Here is an 18,549-nt window from a genome sequence, read left to right as displayed (position 1 = left end):
GCACCCAACCAGCGATTTTCGGACAAGATCAATCTTGGCCAGGCCGGTAAAGTTCGACACGGTTCCGTCCATTTTTTTTTGCCGTATAGAGACCTTTATCCGCAAGTTGGATCAACTCTTTTTGCTCCCGGGAATCGAACGGGAAGGTGGATACTCCCAAGGATACTGTCACCCGGTAAAGCGGTTTACCGTTATTTTCGAAAAGATGGCCTTCCACATTCTTTCGGATACGATCCGCCCATTCCCTCCCGGCGTTCCCGTCACATTCCGGCAGGATGATGGCGAATTCTTCGCCGCCGTAACGGGCGACCGTATCGATCTTACGGCGCACGGTCCCTTGAATGACCTCCGCCACCGTTCGAAGAACGCGGTCCCCTTCCTGGTGTCCATAAGAGTCGTTGAATTTCTTGAAGTGATCCACATCCAAAAGAGCTAAGCAGAGGTCCTTGTTATAGCGCTCGGCCTTTGCCATTTCTTCGCCCAACTTTTCTTGAAAATACCTGTGATTGAAGCACCCGGTCAATCCATCCCGAATGGCCATTTCCTCGATCTGTTCCACCATGATCGCGTTTCCCAATGCCATGGCGGTTTGGTTCGCCAACGTGACCAACACATCCTGATCGTAGGACTGATAAGCGTTGGCCCGAGAGCTGTTCAACCGAATAACGCCCAATACATCCTCTCCGGACATGAGCGGCGCCATCAGGAAGGATTGGGTCGATCCCAGCATCCCCTCTTTCTTCGTGAAGGAGTTCAGGCTTTTTTCACGGACTCCCCGGGTATATCGGATCGGATTTTTGTTCTCCAACATCCAAGCCGCGAGTTCATCCTCCAATTTCGAGCTCTTTTCCGCCGCCTGGTGTCCCCACCAGGCGCGTACCGTGAAAGAGCGGTTGTCCCCTTCCAGGAGCGCGATATAGCAAGAATCGCAAATGGCGATCTCCCTGGCCGTCTTCACGGCAGCCTCCAGGACCCGTTCGACCTTCAAATGCGCGGAGAAAGAGCGGGAAACCTCATAAAGCGCGTGGAGGTTCCGTGTCTTGGTCCTTGAAAAATGAAGGATCCGGACGTTCTCGATCTCGTCGGCAACGAGCATGATCAAAGGTTCCAACAATCCCAATATCTTTTCGTTGAAAAAATCTTTTTCTGGGTGGTCCAGGACCAGTACCCCGGCTAGCTCGGTCTCATCGTTCCCGGTCCCTTCCGATGTTCCACTCTTGAAAAAAACGGGTTGCGCCAAAAAGGACCCCACATTCATGGCCCTCACATAATAAGGAAGCGCCCGGGCGCTATCGCTCGACATATCGTTCAGAAGGACCCGTCGACGTTCCTTGGCGGCCAAGCCCACCAGGGTCTCCCCAAGGACCAAGGTCACATCGGGCGCTATCGAATCGCCGGCGCTCGACCACGCCCGCAACCTCAGGACCTCCTTTTCGGCCATTTGAGTCGTGAGGAAGAAAGCGGCGGTTTGAAGGGAAAGGGCGCCTTGGAAAAGGCTCAACTGGCGCCTCAAAGTATCTTCCAGCTCCATCACGGTCCCCACGCGGGCCGAGATCCTCGATTCTTCCTGCAAGAGTTTGTCTTTGGGGATATTGAAAGAGGACGGCTCGGCCTTCGAGACCAAGTGGACGGCGTCGTTCTTCAGGCTTTTCAGTTGGTGGTCCAGATGCTCCTTTTCCTTCCGGGTCTTGACGATCCCCGCCAGGAAAAAGGCCGACGCCAAATAAGCGGCCCAGCGCAGATAAAGGGGAAACCCAAGCGTGCTGTCCTCACGCCGAAGATAAACGGCTTCCAACAGGCAAAAGGAGGCCGCCACCCAGAAACCGAACCGGGCTTCCCCTTCCCAGGCTGCGGTCCCCATCAGGATGAAAACGGCGAATAGCAACGGGGATTGTTCCCCACCCGTGCTTTGGGCCAACAGCTGGAGGCCAAGAACCGTCCCCAGAAGGAAGAACAGTCGGTTCGATTTGGCAAAAACCTGGAAACGGATCAGGGTGAAAAGCCAGGCGAAAGCCAGGCCCCACGAAAGGATGAGCCATTGGTTGGGAACTTCAGGGAGGGGACGGATACAGACCCCGCTGGCAGCCAGGAAGAACCCGGCTGCCAAAAGGGTATAAGCCAATAGTTTTTTGGGACTAAAAGGATTCTTGGACGAAACGGGACTGGTCAAGTCCGCGGATGATTACAATCGACCTTGGCGGCGCATCAGGGCCCGCATCTTCTTGCGATGCTTCTTACGCTTGTGCGTCTTGATCTTTTGACGGTGACGTTTTCTTCCGTTGGGCATCCGAGGATCCTCCGAATGAATGGGTCTTCAAAATCGGGCTTAGTTTAACAGGAAAAACCCCTTCCGAAAACACCTTAGGATACCTTCATGCACTTGGCCGTCCCTTCGGCCACGAGGGTCCCATCTTCCAATTTCGCGTCGGAGGCGGTCCACAAAAGATTCCGTTTCCTTTCCACCAGCCAGGCCGAGAAAAGAACCCTCTGTCCGGTCGGGCAAGGGGCCTTGAGCCGGACGGTGAACTCGGCGGTCACCGCCTTTTCCCCCTTCAACCAATGGAAGTTCACCATCATTTCATCCAAAAGCGTCCCCAAAACGCCCCCATGGACGACGTTCGCGAAACCCTGGTATTCCTTTGGAATGACGGTTTCCGACAAAAGACGGTCCCCTTCGTAGCGGAACTTCATCTTGAACCCGTGGGGGTTCTCCGTACCGCAACAAAGGCAGTAATGGTCGTCCATAAAAGGACCCGGGACTACCCCGCTCACCGTCCCCCCTTCAAAGCTTTACGAAGGGATTTTTCATAGGGGGCGCGACAGATCCCATTCTCAAGGATGATCGCGGTGATGAGCTTCCCGGGCGTCACGTCAAAAGCCGGGTTATAGACCGGATAGCTCTCTTTGGCGATCGGATATCCTTGTGGATGGGTCACTTCCTTAGGATTCCGCTGTTCGATGACGATCTGTTCACCGGTCTTCTTGGTCAGGTCGAGCGTCGTCGTTGGGGCCGAAACATAGAAGGGGATCCCATGGGCCTTTGCCAGGACCGCCAAGGCATAGGTCCCTATCTTATTGGCCGTATCCCCATTGGACACGATCCGGTCCGCTCCCACGATGATGGCATCGACCTTTCCATCCTTCATCAGGGATGCCGCCATGTTGTCCGTAATGAGATGGAAATCGATCCCTGCGTGGTCCACTTCGAATGCCGTTAACCGGGCCCCTTGGAGATAGGGTCTCGTTTCGTCCACCCAAACATGCAGTTTTTTGTTCCGTCGGGCCGCTGCCATGATCCCAGCCAGTGCCGTTCCTTCCCCACCGGTGGCCAAAGCCCCTGTATTGCAATGGGTCAATATATTGCGGGCACCCTTCAACAACCGGGCCCCGTACTTGCCCAATTGATCGCAAAGTGCCTCATCTTCCCGGTGGATGGCAACGGCTTCTTTTTCGATCTCCTTTACCTGGTCAAGGACCGAACGGTTTCGAATTTCTTCAAGTTTATGGGTCATGCGGTCCAAGGCCCAGAAAAGGTTCACGGCGGTCGGCCGCGTCTTGCGCAGACGGCCGATGGCATGAGCCATTTCGATCTGGAAGGCCCTCGGATCCTTGGTCCTGGATCGATGGGCTCCAACGGCCACCCCATAGGCAGCGGTGATGCCGATGGCCGGCGCTCCCCGGACCGTCATTTCTTCGATGGCCGAGGCCGTTTTCTCGACCGTATCACACTTGACCCAAACCTCCCGGAAGGGCAAAAGTCGTTGTTCCAGCAGATGGAGGACCCCGTTCTCCCAACGGATGGGCTTAAGGGACGTTTTCATTTCTTTTCCAAGGCGGAGGCCACTTCCCGCATCAGGAGGGTGAGTTTTGGTTCAGCTTCCTGGGCGTGCTTGATGATCTTTTGGATATCCGCCGGCTCCAAGGTATCGGCAACGCACTTATCGGTCACTACCGAGATCCCCAGGACCTTCAAGCCCGCATGGACCGCCACGATGACCTCCGGCACGGTGGACATGCCGACCACGTCCGCAAAGCTCGAAAGCCAGCGGTACTCGGCCCTCGTCTCGAGATTGGGACCGGTCACCGCCACATAGACCCCCTTCCGCAACGGGATCCGGTTGTTCCAGGCGATCTTTTCGGCCAAAGCCATCAAGTCCTTGGAATAGGGCTCGACCATGTCCGGCCAACGAGGACCCAAACGGTCGTCATTCTTCCCGATCAGCGGGTTATCCCCCATCAAATTCACATGGTCCTCGATGATCATCAGATCCCCTGGATCATAGGTACGGTTCATTCCTCCACAGGCATTCGAAACGAGAAGATATTCCACCCCCAGGGCCTTCATGACCCTCACGGGGAAGGTCACCTGCTGAAGGGTATAGCCCTCATAACGGTGAAAACGGCCTTTCATGGCCACAACTTCCGTATTACCCAGCTTTCCGAAGACCAGTTCGCCCGCGTGCGTTTCCACCGTGGAAAGTGGAAAATGGGGGATCTTGGCATAGGAAAGAACCTTCGGGTCCTTGATCTCCTTGGCCAAAGCTCCCAACCCGGTCCCCAAGATGATCCCGACCTTAGGCTTGGCCTTGATGGACACCCGGATCTCTTGGACCGCTTCTTGGATCTGCTCGAACAATTCAGCCATGGATACCCTCTTTGTTTTATTGGATCAGGACCCCACGAACGTCAGAAGCTTTGGCTTTGAGGACTTGGACCACTTTATGCCGCGAAGACCGCCCCGACACCAGTTCTAACGACCTCCGGGGGACCTTCAACTGGACCGCCAGGAAAGCGATCAAGGCTTCGTTCGCCAACCCATCGACCGGCGGGGCCTTCAAACGCACCTTCAACTCGCCGTTCTCCTCGCCGATCACTTGATCCCTAGGGCATTTGGGGACGACCTTGATGGAAAGGGTGCAACCCTTGCCATTTTCCCGTAGGAATCCCACGCTTTCTAATGCCTCAGCCATTCCAAACAAAACCCGCCCAGATCAGCCAGGGCAAAAAACCTTTCGCCACAGCCCAAAGTCCCAACGCTACTAAAAGCCCCCGAAGATCCAAGGTCCCTAATGACAACGGGACATAATGGTCACCCAGCCAAAGCAACGGGTAGGACGCTTTGAAAAGGGCCCGGCGGACCGGGTTCAAACCCGGCCCCGGTAGATGGTGGACCAGCCATTCCAGGACCAATAGAACGATCAGACCATAAAGCCCCAATTCAAGGGCATAAGCGACCGATCGGATCAGGGCTCCCAGGATCATCCGTTCATCCGGCGCAATTCGGCGCCCCTCTCGTTGGCGGCTTCGATGGCTTCGTGGACCGCTTCCCGAAAACCTCTTTCGGCGAATTTGTTCAAAGCCGCTTGCGTGGTTCCCCCGGGAGAGGTGACTTGGACCCGCAATTCCCCGGGAGTCTTCCCGCTTTCCAGGACCATCCGGGCCGCCCCCAAAACGGTCTGGGCGACAAGCAGATGGGCGATTTCCGGCGATAGGCCGCCCTTCACGGCCCCCTCTTCCATGGCTTCCACCATATGAAAGATGTAGGCCGGGCCGCTTCCCGACACCGCCGTCACTAGGTCCATTTGGTCTTCCCGAACCTCGACCGCACGGCCCACGGCCCCGAACAGTCTGAGCGTTTCCTTCACATGCTTCGACTTGGCCCGCTTTCCGGCGGCGACCGCCGCCATCCCTGCGCCCAAAAGAGCCGGGGTATTGGGCATGACCCGCACGACGGGACAACCCTGGGGGAGCGCCTTCTCGATCTGGTCGGTGGAAACCCCGGCCGCGATGGACACGACCAGGGCCGACCGGGGAATATTCTGGCCGGCTCGGACCAGCAGTTCCTTCATTTGCTGGGGTTTGACCGCCACGAGGACCAGGGACGCCCCATTGAGCGCCTTTTGGGCATCCGCCTCGGCCTTGATCTTGAGTTGGGCCGACGTTTTTTTGAGCTTGGTCACGTCCACATCGACCGCCACGATGGAGGCGGCCTTCATCATTTTGGAGGAGATCCACCCCCTCACCAGGGCGCTCCCCATCGCACCCAATCCCAGGACTACGGTCTTTTGTCGTTTCGGCATAACCCCGCCTTTCCTGGCGTTATTCTATCCAGGAACAACGAACTTCCATATTTTATGTTTGGAACAAATGGGGCGCTCAGGACCGTCGGCCGAATAGGGACGAGCCGATCCGCACCAAGGTCGCCCCTTCCTCGATCGCCGCTTCAAAATCCCCGCTCATGCCCATCGAGAGGACCGAAAATTCATCCCCCCCGATCCCCATTGTTTTCAGGGCATCGAAAAGCCCCTTCAACCGCTTGAAGGATTCCCTTTGGCGCATCCTGTCATCGGTCAGGGGCCCGACCGTCATAAGCCCCCGCAACCGCAATCCCGGGAGACTTGATATCCTTCCGGCCTCCTCCAAGGCCCGATCCGGGGCCGTTCCCGATTTGCTGTCCTCACCTGAAGTATTCACTTCCAAAAGGACATCCTGATGCCCACCCGACAGTCGGGCGGAAAGTGCCTGGGCCAATTTAAGGGAATCCACCGATTGGACCAGGGCGAATTTCCCGATGACCTTATTGATCTTATTGGTCTGGAGCTGGCCGATGAGGTGCCACTGGATATCTCCGGGAAGTCCGTCGATCTTCGGTATGGCTTCCTGGACGCGGTTCTCTCCGAAAAGACGGAGTCCCAGGTCATAAGCCTGCCGGATGGTCTCGGGAGGGAAGGTTTTGGTGACGGCCAAAAGGACGACGGCATCCGGAGCCCGCCCGGAACGCACCGCCGCCTGGGCGATACGCTCCCGGATCTCAAGAAGCCTGGTCTGAAGTTCCAATGGAACCCCTGTCCGACCTAAGCAAGAGCGAAGGATGCGGTCGAAGTCTTATTTCCCGGCGGGTTGGGCCTGGGGGGATTGCGGCTTGTGGCGCGACGCCAGGTCCCACTCCACCAGGATCGGGCTGGCGACGAAGATGGAGGAATAGGTCCCCACCACGATACCCAGGAGCAAGGTCAATCCGAAATCCTTGAGGACGTCCCCGCCGATGAAGGTCAAGGGCAGGAGGGTCAGAAAAACCGTGGCGCTGGTGTTGATGGTCCGGCTCAAGGTCTCGTTCACGCTCAAATTGACCAGTTGGATGAAATTGCGGTCCTTGACCAGGAACTTCATGTTCTCCCGGATCCGATCGAAGGTCACGACCGTATCGTTCAAGGAATAACCGGCCAGGGTCAGCAAGGCCGTCACCTGGAGCAAGTTGAATTCCCGGTGGGTCAGCACGATGATCCCCAGGATGACCAGGATGTCGTGGATGGTCGTGATGACCGCGGCCACCCCGAACTCGAATTTCTTGAAGCGCCAGATGATGTAAAGCAGGATCCCGACCATCGACAGGAAGAAGGCCTTGAAGGCGTCCCCCCGCAGTTTTTGGGAGACCGCCGGCCCGACCTCGTCGCTCCCATCCAGGTTGAACTTGGCGTCGGGAAAGGTCTTGGTGAAGAGGGCCAGTACATCGTCCCCCATGCTTCCCACGGCCTTGGAAGGGTCATATTTGATCTTGATGATGAATTGGAACCCTTTCTTGGTCTCGTCGGATGCCTCTTGGATCTGGGATTCGGGGAACCCTCCCGTCTTCAGGGCCTGGCGAATAGCGTCCACCGACACATCGTTCCCGGCGGATAGGCGTAATTGGACGCCCGTACCAAAATCGGTCCCCAGGACCGCCTTTCCCTGCCAAAGGAGAACGCAGGCATAGACACCCGCCAAACAGCCCAGGGTGGAAAGGAGGAGGAAAAAGCGCCTGGGCGCCATGAAGTCGATCTTCGGCTCTTGGAACCATTGGAACATGGGGCAGCCCTTTCTATATGGAGAGACTTTGACGTTCTTTGCGGACGTCAAAGATCATTTTGGTGATGACAACGGCGGTGAAGAGGCTCAAGGCGACGCCCAAGCTCAAGTTGACCGCAAACCCCTTGATGGGGCCCGTACCGAACTGGAAAAGGAAGATCGCCGAGATCAGGGTGGTCACATGGGTGTCGATGATGGCTTCCAAGGCCCGCTTGTAGCCCGCGTCGATGGCCGCTTGGATCGTCTTGCCCGCCCTCATCTCTTCCCGGATACGCTCGAAGATCAGGACGTTCGAGTCGACCGAAAGCCCCAGGGTGAGGATGATGCCCGCGATGCCGGGCAAGGTGATGGTCACCTTCATAAGCGCCAAGATGCCCAAAAGGTAGATCAAGTTCATCAAAAGACCCGCGTTGGCGATCCAACCCGACCAACGGTAATAGATGCCCATGAAAAGAAGTACCAAGACCAGACCATAAAGGGCGGCCGTGGTGCCCTTCCGCACCGAATCGGCCCCCAAGGTGGGGCCGACCACGAACTGGCTGGTAACCTTCAAGGGCGCCGGCAGGGCACCCGCACGGAGGACCAGGGCCAGGTCGGCGGCCTCCTGGTCGGTGAAACTTCCGGTAATGATCCCCGAGCCCCCGGGAATACGGCTTTGGATGACGGGAGCCGAGTAGACCCGGTCGTCAAGGACAATGGCCAATCGGCGTTGGATGTTATCGCCCGTGATGATCCCGAACTGCTTGCCACCTTCGGCATTCATCTTGAACCCGATGTAAGGGCGACCCATGGTGTCGGTCTCGACGGAAGCATCGGTCAGACACTCGCCGGTCAAAAGGACCTTCTCCAAAAGGTAGCCTTGTTCATCCTTGCCCGGAAGGTAAGTGATCCCTTCCGGAAGCTTGGAGGTTTCCACTTTCCCGTCCTTCATGTATTGGGAGAGAGGGATATCGGAAACGATGCGGAACTGGAGCTGGGCAGTGGAAAGGATGACATCCCGGGCCCGCTTGGGATCGCTCAATCCCGGCAATTGGATGACGATGCCGGAAAGGCCCTCCCGGGCCAGGACCGGTTCGGTGACCCCGAGCCCGTCGATGCGGTTACGGAGGATCTCCAGGGCCCGGTCGGCGGCATCGGACACTTCCTTATCGGTCTTGCCGGGCATCTTGTCCCGGTCCACTTCCAGGTTCATCTGGAGGCCGCCCTGGATGTCCAACCCCAGCTTCAGGGACGTGATCTTTTTTTCCTTATGGGTCTTCAACCAGGTCGTTTGTTCGTCATTGGAGATATTGAGGAAAAGGACATAAAGGCTCCCGAACCCCATCAAGATCACCAAAAGGACCATGAAAGTTCGAAAATTCACGGAACACCTTTCTTAAAAGGAAGAAATGGTAAGAAGGGCCCCCAAGGGCCAAAGCCGGTCAAAAGAGGTGGCAGTATAGGGAAAACCCTAAAAAACTGTCAAGAAACCAGGCGCACCCAAGTCGTGGGCACGATGGAACGGAAAACCCTATGGGATGATCAATTTTTAGCGGTGGACGTTTTCGAGAGGGCTGCCAAAGCGGTTTCCAACTGGGGTTTGAGCTCATTGTAGGGAAGGTACCCGACCCATTCCTTCACCGATGTACCTTTGTTCAAAAGGACCGACCGCGGTATCGCGTTGATCTTGAAGAAAGAGGCCAGTCCCGGATTCTTGTCCACGTCCACCCGGACCACTTTGATCTTGCCCTTATACTCGTCGGAGATCTGGTCCACCACCGGGCCATACATACGGCAAGGCCCGCACCATGTCGCCCAAAAATCGACGAAAACGGGGACGTCAGAACCCATCACTTCTTTTTGAAAGGAATCATCGGTGATCTCGGCCACCGAGGAAGGGCCGCCGTGCTTCGCGCAGGCTGTCAGGGCGGTCCCGGACAGCAGGGCCATGACCAACATCAGTTTGAGGATAGAGGTTTTCATGTGAACTCCCTTTCGATCCATCCGGAGCCCACTGGCCCCCCATCCTTCGGACGTCTCAGGCCCCGATGACTTCCTGTATCTCGGTGACCAATTTGGTCTTGGGATGGGCTCCGATCAATTGTTTCACCATCTGCCCATCCTTGAAGAAGAGCAGGGTCGGGATACTGCGGATATGGAAATCCATCGATACCTGCTGATTCTCGTCCACATTCACCTTGGCCACCTTGATCTTCCCGTCGTATTCCTTGGCCAATTCGTCGAGGACCGGGGCCACCATCCGGCAAGGACCGCACCATTCGGCCCAGAAATCGACCAAAACGGGGACCTTGGATTCCAGGACATCCTTTTTGAAATTCGCGTCAGTGGTATGAAGGGCGGTACCCATGTGATCCTCCGTGATGGAAATAGGCTTTGTTCGAGAAGAAGGTTACATCCTCGGTCTCGGGGGTAAGTTTAGGTACCCCCCTAGGGAGTGTCAAGGACCGGGGGTCGGAGGTTTTCGTCCGGGGTTCCCGCTTTTTTGTCCGACCGGATATCCCACAATTCGTTCCGGACCGACATGATCCGGGCCAGCAGCCCCCTTCGACCAAGACCACTTCATAGCAAGGGCAAGGACGGGTGGCGGGCCATTCGATACCCTGCTTCGATCAACTCGACCGTTCGCAAGCCTTCCTCGCCCGAGACCCAGGGGGTCTTGCCGCTCCGAATGCAGTCCAGGAAGTGTTCATAGATCGAGGGGGCGAAGGAATCCTTGTCCAGGTCCGGGAACCGCTTCCCTTCCTCTCCTCGGTCCTGAAGGGTAATGGGTTCCCCCTTGGCCAGGTTCAAGGAAAGGGTCCCTTGGGTCCCGAAAAAATAGTAGCGGTTCTGATAGGTCGTATCGGCCCAACCCACGTTCACGGTCCCGATGGCGCCGCTCTTGGCCCGAAGAAGGGCCGCGCAATGGACCTCCGAGTCGCCGGACCTGGCACCCTTGGGGTTGGCCAATAAGGCCCCGGTCAAGGTCAAATGGGAGTCCAATAGGTATTCGAGAGCCCCGAAAACATGGGGTCCCAGGTCCATCAAGGCGCCTCCCCCGGACTTCTCCCGGTCGAAGAACCAATTGGCTTTCGGGCTCCAAGCCTCGGGCCCGCGATGGGTCAGGGACCCCTTGAAGGTCAGGATATCGCCCACGACCTTCCGGGCGAGCAATTTTCGGGCGCTCCGCACGGCGGGATCGAACCGCATATTGTGGTGCACCATCAGGACCTTTTTGGCCTTTCCGGCGGCCCGGATGACCTCCAAGGCCTCGGAACGGGTCATGGTCATGGGCTTTTCGACCATCACATGCTTGCCCGCCCGCAAGGCCCGGATGGCGATGGCGGCATGGGTGAAATTCGGGGTACAGATGGAGACCGCGTCCACCTGGTCGGATTCGACCAAGTGGGTCCAGTCCTTGTAGATGATCGGGATGCCATATTGGGTCGCGACCTGTTTGGCGTGTTCTTCACGCTGGGAATGGATGGCCGTGACCTGGCAACCGGCGGCCTGGGTGTATCCCGGAAGGTGGGCTTTGAGGGCGATCTGTCCAAGGCCGATGATGCCGATGCGGACCGGGACCCTGGGGGATCTTTTTTTCACTTTCATGAGGCCATTATAAGGGAAGCGTCCATCGGACGGCTAATGAAGCAACAACACCTTGAAGGTCTTCTTGGCGGCTCCGGTGCCTGAACCGGCCTCCACGCGGAGGTAATAAAGTCCCTTGGCCACGGGAACTCCCGACCTGTCCTTCAGATCCCAGTAGACGTCGCCCTTGCCATAGATCATGGCATTCCCATCCCGCACCTTCCGGAAAGCGGTGGTAAAGACGGACCAATGGACGTTCAGGAGACCCGGCCCCTGCACCTCGATATCCATCGCGGATCCATCCTGGTCCGGATTCGGAAAAGGCGAACCGATGTCGATCCCGGAAAAAACCACGGTCGGGCTGGAGGTTTCCGTCGGGGAGGGGATCGGGGTGTCGGTCCAAGTCGGGGTCCGGGAAGCCGTCGGGGTCCCGGTCGGGGTGGGCGTACCGGATGGGGTCGCGCTAGGCGACCAGGTCTTCGTCAAGGTCGCCGTGGGGGTCGGGCTCGGGGTCAACGTGAAGGAAGCGGTCCAGGAGGCCGTGGCCGTCCGGGTCGGGGTGGAACTGGCGGTGGGGCTCCAGGTCCGGGTCGGGCTATTCGTGGGGCTGGCCGTGGGCGTCGGGGTGATGACATTAGTATTGGTCGGCGTCGGCGAGACCGTCGCGGTCGATGTGGCAGTGCGGGTCGCTGTCGTTGTGGCGGAATCCGTCGGGCTCATGGTCAAGGTCGCGGTCGCCGTTGAACTGGGGGTCAAGGAGGGCGTCGGTGTCCTGGAGGAGGTGGGGGTAGGCGTATAGGAAAGGGTCGGGGTCGACGAAGCGGTCGAACTGGCCGTGACCGTCGGGCTGGCCGTCGGCGTGGGGGTGATGGCGTTGGTGTTGGTCGGGGTCGCGGTCACCGTGGCAGTGCGGGTCGGCGTAAGGCTGGGCGAAGCGGTCGGGCTTGGGCTGGGCGTGGAACTTGGGGTCGAACTGGGGCTTAGGGTCGAGGTGGGCGTCGAAGTCCGGGAAGCCGTGGGACTCGAGGATGGGGTGCTGGAGAACGTCGCCGTAGGGCTGTTCGTCAAGGTGGTGGTCGCCGTCCGGGACGCAGTGGCCGTCGGGGTCGAAGTCAGGCTTGCGGTCGGGCTATTCGTGGGACTGGGGCTATAGGTCCGGGTAAAGGTGGGCGTGGATCCGGTGGGCGTGGGTGTGGGGCTGCAGAGGACCGAATTGTCCAGGATGTCGATCCCCGCGATCTCGGCATTATCCACCGAGGCCGTTTCCACGATATCGATGAGCCCCGTGCCGACCGTCACCACGAAGGTCCGGTCATAGGCCGCGAACTTGCCCACCTGGGTGTAGATGTCCAGGTTGGAAAGCACGGTGTTCCCGTTGATGGCCACACTGAAAACCCGCGAATTGGCCGCGTTCCAATATTGCTCGACAAAATGCAGGACCACCTGGTAGCTGCCATTGGGGACGGTGAACTTGTACTCCACCGGATTCCCGTAACGCTCGGTCTGATAAAGGCCGGGATAGGAAGTCCCCGAAATGGCGGATGTGATCGAGGCGGCCGCCGTTCCGCTGACAGAGCCCCACCCCCCGGCGCTATAGGCTTGGTCGGCCACCCAGGTGATGCCGCCCGAAACATATTGTCCACCCGAGGCGTTGACCCGACGCACCGGCGAGGCACAAGCGCTGGCCGGCTGGGGCGTTGCGGTCGCCGTATAGGTCGGGGTCGGTGTACAGGTCAGGGCCCCACAGGGGTTGGGGGCGATGTCATAGGCGTGCTTCACCGCCCAAAGGCAGTTGGCCCTCATGTAATAAGGGGCCCGCATGTTGGAAAGCCCCGTTTGCCAGGCTTCCGGGGTCCGGAACCACCATTGGCCCAGGTTCCAGATACTATTGTAGAGGCTGTAACCCATGTCGGTGGCCTGGGTGAGCATGCCCTGCTGGACCATCCCCGCCGCCGCGCCCCAACCCACGCCGACCCAGGCTTCTTGGCTCTGGGGATAACTGGTGTCGATGGCCCCGGCCGAGGTCATGACGTTCACTACTCCATGGGCCCCCGAATCGAATTTTTGCCAGTTGTTGTCGTGGACCTTCTGCCAGGCGCTCACCGCGTGGGCATCGGTCACGATGCCCGGCAAACCCAAGGCCCTGGCGTACCATTGACCGGCCAATTGGTCGCTCATGATGCGGCTGGGGGCCGAACTCCCCGTATCGATATGGTAGTAACCGCCGGCGGAGTCCCAAAGCAGGGATTCGAAATTGGTCTTCCCCGTCGTAAGCCAGCCATTGTAGGTCGTGGCCAACGCGCCGTTCCCTTTCGCGGTGGCCATGTCCGCCGCCGCCTCGCAGGCCGCCAGGAACAGGCTTCCGCAATAGGCCGTGTCCCCCGTCAGTCCGAGGTCGTCATAGGTCTGGTCGATCCCCGAGGAGATGGGCAGCCCCGTGGCGTCACATTGGCTGTGGACCTTGGTCATGGCCGCTTGGACGGCCGGCCAGCAATAATTAAGGAAAGTGCTGTCGGTCTTCCCACCCAGTTCCCAGGCCCTATAGACCATGAGGACCAGTTTTGAATTCAGGTCCTTCCAAGTCGTGGAATCCCGGTAGGTATAGTCGTTCCAAGCGGTGAAGACGTCGTTCAGGCTTCCGATGTCGTGGGCACAGGTGCCGATGGCCGTCGGCATGGGGACCCCCATGGAGCCCGCCACCACGCTATCGCAGAACTGTTTCACTTCCTGTTTGTCGATATCGGGCCAAAGCAGGGCCAGTGGCCAGGAACCATAGAATCGGACGTCCGAGGTTCCATAGAAGGGATAAATGTAACTTTCAAGGCTCGAGAAAAGGTCAGGGCCCGGATCATAGGACGTCGAACCATATTGACCGGCTTCCCAGATCGTTCCCCCGGTGAAGTAGTAATAGAGCTCGTTGAAGAGCATTTGCTTCATCCAATCGGGATAATTCCCGGCCAAGATGCCGTTCTGCCAACCGTCGATCGAGGTTTCCCAGGTCGGGTAATTGTTCAGGGCATCAAAAGCGATGGTTCCCGAGCTTTTGCCTGTTTTTCCGTAGGTGCGGGTGTATTCCCGATACCAAAGAGCACCGGTCCCCGGCTTGGCCAGGGGAATGTCCCAGGCCAGGACAATGGGGATCTTGACCGATTGCCCTGGTGCCAGACTGACCTTGAAGGCGATGCCCCCGATGGTATTGGCTCCGGTGGTATTGGCCAAAAGGCCTGCCGTTCCGAAAGCCGTTTGAAGGGTCCCCACGGCCGCCGCCGACTGATAGGTCACCGAGACCCCGGCCCCGGTCTGGGTCGCCAGGGTGAACTGGCCCTGGTTCTGGTTGGTGGCGCTTCCCGCCGCGCGATCCAGGACAAGCCCCACGTTGTTCCCGGAGGTCGTGACCGAGGCGCTGGTTCCCCCGAAATTATTGTCGAAGGTCAACATCACGGCGAAATCACAGGTAACGCCCTGGCTGTTGGTCACATCCCATTCATAGATCCCCTCCGGATAGGAGGAACGGACGTAATCGTTCGGAATGATGGGCGAGAACTGGGTGACCTTGGTCTCCAAGGGGAAGGTGCTCCCGGAATAATCCACCCAAGCCTTGGGAAAAAGGGAGTAATAGGTGGCTTGGTTGGATCCCAAGGTCGCCGCATTGAGCATCTTCATGACGGCGGCCTGACCCGAGAGCTTTTGATACATATAAAAATGGCAATTCGCGTCGGTGGTGAGGGTGCTACTGGCGATGTTCAGACGACCCTGGTAGAAGTTTCCCGCGTAGGTCCAAGAAAGGGTCCCGGCGCCAAAACCCCCAATGGGGGCCCCGTCGACATAACCGCCCGCATTGATATCCCGGCTCCAGGCTTGGGAGGGAATGGCCGTCGCGGCCCTGGTTCCGCCGGTCAAAAAGAGGAACAAAAAGAAAAAAGGATAAAAATGTTTTAAGCGGTTCAACCTGGAAATATTTTCAGGGCGATCAAAGGTCAATTCGTTTTCCGAGAAGTTTTGTTCGAAAGATCCCACAAATTTATCATAAAAATGAACGGACCTCCGTTCGAAGACGCCCAAACGGCAAAAACGAGTTTCACGTGTCATCGGAGTCTTTGAATGGGCCACCGGAACAAAAAAGATCGCGACATCAAGACCCGAACCCGGAGGTCTCCAGTTGGAAGGTGTTGTGATGGATGCCAAATTTTCGGCCCATGAGTTCATTCGCCTTTTGTAGGATCGGTTCGCCTTCGCACATGGGGCGGTCCTTTACCACCAAATGGGCGGTGAGGTGGACCTCCCCCGTCCCCACTTCCCAAAGATGGACATGATGGACCTCCAGGATCTCCGGTACTCCCTGGGTGAGGGCTTCCCCCACCTCGTCGGCGGTGAGGCCCGCGGGCGCCGACTCCAGGAGGATCCGAAGGGCTTTGCGGAAGACCCGGATACCGCTCGTGGCGATCGAAAGGGCGATCCCCAAGCTCAAGATCGGGTCCACCCAGGTCCAACCCGTCCAGGCAATGACCCCCACCCCCGCCAGGACCCCCACCGAGGACAGGAGGTCGCCCATCACATGGACCCAGGCGCTCTTCAAATTAAGATCATGCTCATGGGCCCCGTGGAGGAACCAGGCGGAGAACAGGTTCGCCACAAGTCCGGCCAGGGCGATGAGCCCCATCGCATGCCACTCGGGCAGGACGGGGTTGAAAATCCGATGAATGGCGCCCCAAGCCAGGGCGGACACCATCACAAAGAAGGTCATCGAATTGCCGAGCGCCGCCAGCACCTCCAGACGGGTCCAACCGAAGGTATGCTTCCCGCTGGCGGGCTTTTCGGCCATGACCATCGCGGCCAGGGTGATAAGAAGGGCCGCCAGGTCGGTCAACATATGGCCGGCATCGGAAAGCAAGGCCATGGAACCGGAAAGGAGCCCGCCGACCGCTTCGAGCACCAAGACCACCCCGGTGATGGCGATCGCCCCATACATCCGGGTCCGCCGGGAACGGCCTTGGGAGGACGCAGCGGGACCAACAGGATGGGAATGCGGGTGGTCGTGTCGGTGATCGGCCATGGCTTTATTAAAGCAAATTCTCCCCCGGCTTCCTACGCCTATTTCAACAGGGCCAGGTCATCCATCCAGAGGTCCATGTCCTCATCGCTGAAGTCCGCGTTGGGGCTGAAGGCGAAATAAAGGACATCGCTGAGCTTCAGGGGGATCGCACGCCCCCAGGAAGGCTGTTTGAAGTCCGAGAGGTTCAGGGAAATTTTCATCCAATCCTTCCCCGCCTTGAAATCCTGTTTGAAATTACAGTAATCCTCCACCGCGGCCCGGGCTAGGATGATGGAATAGGTCTTCCCGTCACCCTTGGTCTGGAACTCCACACCCCGGAAGGCGCTCAGGTCCACCGCCGTTCCGGAAGGGTCCAAGGTCCCCGTCAACATGGCATAGGGCCAGGGGGCCTGGCTTTTCCCGAAATGACCCCAAAGATGGGCAGCGAACTTGGGCGACGCGGGACTTCCACCCGGGGACGGCGTGAAGGGCACGGGATTGAGGACGGTCCCCAGGTTGTTGTGGTCCATGTCGGTCATCCAAACGCCTTGGAAAGCGGTCCCATTAGTTCCGCTCTCGAAATCACCGATCAGGACACGGTTCCCCGAAGCGTTCAACTTTTGCCCCGCGACCTCCTTGACCGGAAGGGCGGAAGCCACGGCCTGGGCCGCCTGGAGCTTGCGGCCGAGGACCGTCAAACGGTATTGGACCGCCCAGATCCCCTTCCCCAAAACCTTGGAGTCGGAGTTGGTCGGCAAGGCCAGGTCCGGCAAGGGGCCAGGATCGGCGGCCTTGGCCTCTTCCAGCTTGCCGGCCGCCTGCAACTTGGCCTGGGTCCCCTGGAGCTTCGAATAGGTATCTTTCAGGGTCGAGGCGAAATTGGCGAAAGTCTTTTCCAGGCCCGAAGGGGGCATGGACCGGCTCGGAAGGCCCATCGCCTTGTCCACCGCGTCCAGGAGCGGCGTGTTCTCGCCCACGATATCGGCCCCGATGTTCCAGATCATCACACCCCGGAGCCCTTGGTCCATGGCGTATCGGCATTTCAAGGCGAGGGATTTGGGGTCGTCATAACTGATGGTGTGTTCTCCGCCCTCCTTTTCCAGATAAGGCACCTGGGCGTCCTTGTCCCACTTCTTCGTATAGCCTGAGCCCGGGGTCAGGAGGCCCGCGATCTCGTAGAATTGGATCTCGCTCCCCTGGCGGGACGCGTCCCCGGTGAAGTCCTCCCCCATCCGGGCGGTGAAGAATTGGGTGCCGTAGAAAGGCAAACCCAACACCAACTTCTCGGCCGGCGCCCCAAAGCGGTTCTCCAGATGGTCCCGTTCCCTGTCCACGCTCATCTCGGTGCGGACCGGGACCGAGTCATAGAGGTTCGCGTTGTGGGCCGAATGGCCCGTCCAGCTCCCGGCGAAGTCATAGGTCATCCAATTGATCCAATCGACCTGGGCCGCCACTTCCTTCCAGGAGATATGCTTGGCCCAATAGTCCCCGCCGCCCAGCGCGGTCGTGATGAGCCATTGGGGGAAGCGGCCCCTGAGGTCCTTCATGAATTGGGTGTAGGTGGCCTGGTCCGCATCCGTCAGGGCCGAAGGTTCCCAGTCGATATCCACACCATCGTAACGATTCTGGGTGATGAGCTTGTCCAAGTTGTCGAAAAAGAGCCTCTCGGCCTTGGGGTCCCGGGCCATGGCCAACCAGTTGTCGGCGTTGGCGGCCGCGCCGCCAATGGAGGCGATGAGCTTCACCCCATGGGCATGGGCCAGCCGTTCCAGGTCCGGATCGAAGAAGCCGCCTTGCACCCCGATGGTCCCATCGGCCTTGGGCAGGAGGAAGGACCGGGCGATGTGGGTGAGCCCGTCATAGTTGTAGCTTTCGGGAGGATAAAGACCGTCGAACCAAGAGGCCGAATAACCCAGGACGATCGGTTTTTCCTTCGCCGGGACCGGACAAGGGAAGGCGACCACCAGTAAAAGAAGGCTTAATCCGACCTTGGATCTCATGTTCCCTCCCCTTTAGGTCTCACGTTAAAAGAAAACATCAAAACTCACCCTTCATAGCGGATCGAACCCGATGGATCCCGATAAGTTCAAGCCGTCATCGTCGGT

General features: G+C 58.5%; 16 protein-coding genes. All 16 read right to left on the bottom strand.

Features of this window, described 5'->3' with window-relative positions:
* Positions 1–28: 28 nt before the first annotated feature.
* The 16 genes from VHE12_14010 to VHE12_13935 all read right to left on the bottom strand — a co-directional run bounded on the left by VHE12_14010 (position 29) and on the right by VHE12_13935 (position 18,444).
* Entirely contained in the window at positions 29–2,170 is a 2,142-nt protein-coding gene (locus VHE12_14010) for a sensor domain-containing diguanylate cyclase (protein HVZ81898.1), read from the bottom strand.
* A gap of 191 nt (positions 2,171–2,361) precedes the next feature.
* Positions 2,362–2,772, bottom strand: coding sequence for a PaaI family thioesterase (locus tag VHE12_14005; GenBank protein ID HVZ81897.1), 411 nt, complete (start codon positions 2,770–2,772; stop codon positions 2,362–2,364).
* Entirely contained in the window at positions 2,769–3,821 is a 1,053-nt protein-coding gene (gene mtnA / locus VHE12_14000) for an S-methyl-5-thioribose-1-phosphate isomerase (GenBank protein HVZ81896.1), read from the bottom strand. Before mtnA ends, VHE12_14005 begins: the two co-directional genes overlap by 4 nt.
* Positions 3,818–4,645: a purine-nucleoside phosphorylase gene (locus VHE12_13995; GenBank protein ID HVZ81895.1), complete on the bottom strand. Its 828-nt coding sequence runs from the start codon at positions 4,643–4,645 to the stop codon at positions 3,818–3,820. The genes mtnA and VHE12_13995 overlap by 4 nt, the downstream gene beginning before the upstream one ends.
* A gap of 16 nt (positions 4,646–4,661) precedes the next feature.
* Entirely contained in the window at positions 4,662–4,970 is a 309-nt protein-coding gene (locus VHE12_13990) for a DUF167 domain-containing protein (GenBank protein ID HVZ81894.1), read from the bottom strand.
* Entirely contained in the window at positions 4,963–5,262 is a 300-nt protein-coding gene (locus VHE12_13985; protein ID HVZ81893.1) for a hypothetical protein, read from the bottom strand. Before VHE12_13985 ends, VHE12_13990 begins: the two co-directional genes overlap by 8 nt.
* The gene (gene proC / locus VHE12_13980) at positions 5,259–6,080 is read right to left on the bottom strand and encodes a pyrroline-5-carboxylate reductase (GenBank protein ID HVZ81892.1); all 822 of its coding nucleotides are present in this window, start codon (positions 6,078–6,080) and stop codon (positions 5,259–5,261) included. Before proC ends, VHE12_13985 begins: the two co-directional genes overlap by 4 nt.
* Before the next feature lie 76 nt (positions 6,081–6,156).
* Positions 6,157–6,837 (bottom strand): YggS family pyridoxal phosphate-dependent enzyme, encoded by a 681-nt coding sequence (locus tag VHE12_13975; protein ID HVZ81891.1) that lies wholly within the window; start codon positions 6,835–6,837, stop codon positions 6,157–6,159.
* A gap of 48 nt (positions 6,838–6,885) precedes the next feature.
* On the bottom strand, positions 6,886–7,845 hold the full coding sequence (gene secF, locus VHE12_13970) for a protein translocase subunit SecF (GenBank protein ID HVZ81890.1): 960 nt from the start codon (positions 7,843–7,845) through the stop codon (positions 6,886–6,888).
* Positions 7,846–7,858: 13 nt separating this feature from the next.
* On the bottom strand, positions 7,859–9,208 hold the full coding sequence (gene secD, locus VHE12_13965) for a protein translocase subunit SecD (GenBank protein ID HVZ81889.1): 1,350 nt from the start codon (positions 9,206–9,208) through the stop codon (positions 7,859–7,861).
* A gap of 158 nt (positions 9,209–9,366) precedes the next feature.
* Complete coding sequence (gene trxA, locus VHE12_13960) at positions 9,367–9,807, bottom strand: thioredoxin (GenBank protein ID HVZ81888.1); 441 nt, start codon at positions 9,805–9,807, stop codon at positions 9,367–9,369.
* Positions 9,808–9,862: 55 nt separating this feature from the next.
* A complete protein-coding gene (gene trxA, locus VHE12_13955) occupies positions 9,863–10,192 on the bottom strand; it encodes a thioredoxin (protein ID HVZ81887.1) in 330 nt (109 codons plus the stop codon).
* Between the two features lie 212 nt (positions 10,193–10,404).
* Positions 10,405–11,433, bottom strand: coding sequence for a Gfo/Idh/MocA family oxidoreductase (locus VHE12_13950; protein HVZ81886.1), 1,029 nt, complete (start codon positions 11,431–11,433; stop codon positions 10,405–10,407).
* A 33-nt stretch (positions 11,434–11,466) separates the two neighbouring features.
* Complete coding sequence (locus tag VHE12_13945; protein HVZ81885.1) at positions 11,467–15,324, bottom strand: GH116 family glycosyl hydrolase; 3,858 nt, start codon at positions 15,322–15,324, stop codon at positions 11,467–11,469.
* Positions 15,325–15,544: 220 nt separating this feature from the next.
* Entirely contained in the window at positions 15,545–16,465 is a 921-nt protein-coding gene (locus tag VHE12_13940) for a cation diffusion facilitator family transporter (protein ID HVZ81884.1), read from the bottom strand.
* Positions 16,466–16,503: 38 nt separating this feature from the next.
* Positions 16,504–18,444 (bottom strand): CIA30 family protein, encoded by a 1,941-nt coding sequence (locus VHE12_13935; protein ID HVZ81883.1) that lies wholly within the window; start codon positions 18,442–18,444, stop codon positions 16,504–16,506.
* Between the last annotated feature and the right edge of the window lie 105 nt (positions 18,445–18,549).

It is taken from the genome of bacterium (assembly GCA_035549195.1).
Classification (GTDB): domain Bacteria; phylum Oederibacteriota; class Muellerivitia; order Muellerivitales; family Muellerivitaceae; genus DASZRK01.
This window is presented reverse-complemented; position numbering and strand designations above follow the sequence as displayed.

Bases quoted from the DNA above. Each gene is read 5' to 3' on its own strand.
- VHE12_13985 (HVZ81893.1), bottom strand. From the start codon at position 5,262: ATGATCCTGGGAGCCCTGATCCGATCGGTCGCTTATGCCCTTGAATTG.
- trxA (HVZ81888.1), bottom strand. From the start codon at position 9,807: ATGAAAACCTCTATCCTCAAACTGATGTTGGTCATGGCCCTGCTGTCC.
- VHE12_13935 (HVZ81883.1), bottom strand. From the start codon at position 18,444: ATGAGATCCAAGGTCGGATTAAGCCTTCTTTTACTGGTGGTCGCCTTC.
- trxA (HVZ81887.1), bottom strand. From the start codon at position 10,192: ATGGGTACCGCCCTTCATACCACTGACGCGAATTTCAAAAAGGATGTC.
- VHE12_13950 (HVZ81886.1), bottom strand. From the start codon at position 11,433: ATGAAAGTGAAAAAAAGATCCCCCAGGGTCCCGGTCCGCATCGGCATC.
- proC (HVZ81892.1), bottom strand. From the start codon at position 6,080: ATGCCGAAACGACAAAAGACCGTAGTCCTGGGATTGGGTGCGATGGGG.
- mtnA (HVZ81896.1), bottom strand. From the start codon at position 3,821: ATGAAAACGTCCCTTAAGCCCATCCGTTGGGAGAACGGGGTCCTCCAT.
- VHE12_13995 (HVZ81895.1), bottom strand. From the start codon at position 4,645: ATGGCTGAATTGTTCGAGCAGATCCAAGAAGCGGTCCAAGAGATCCGG.
- VHE12_13940 (HVZ81884.1), bottom strand. From the start codon at position 16,465: ATGGCCGATCACCGACACGACCACCCGCATTCCCATCCTGTTGGTCCC.
- secF (HVZ81890.1), bottom strand. From the start codon at position 7,845: ATGTTCCAATGGTTCCAAGAGCCGAAGATCGACTTCATGGCGCCCAGG.
- VHE12_13990 (HVZ81894.1), bottom strand. From the start codon at position 4,970: ATGGCTGAGGCATTAGAAAGCGTGGGATTCCTACGGGAAAATGGCAAG.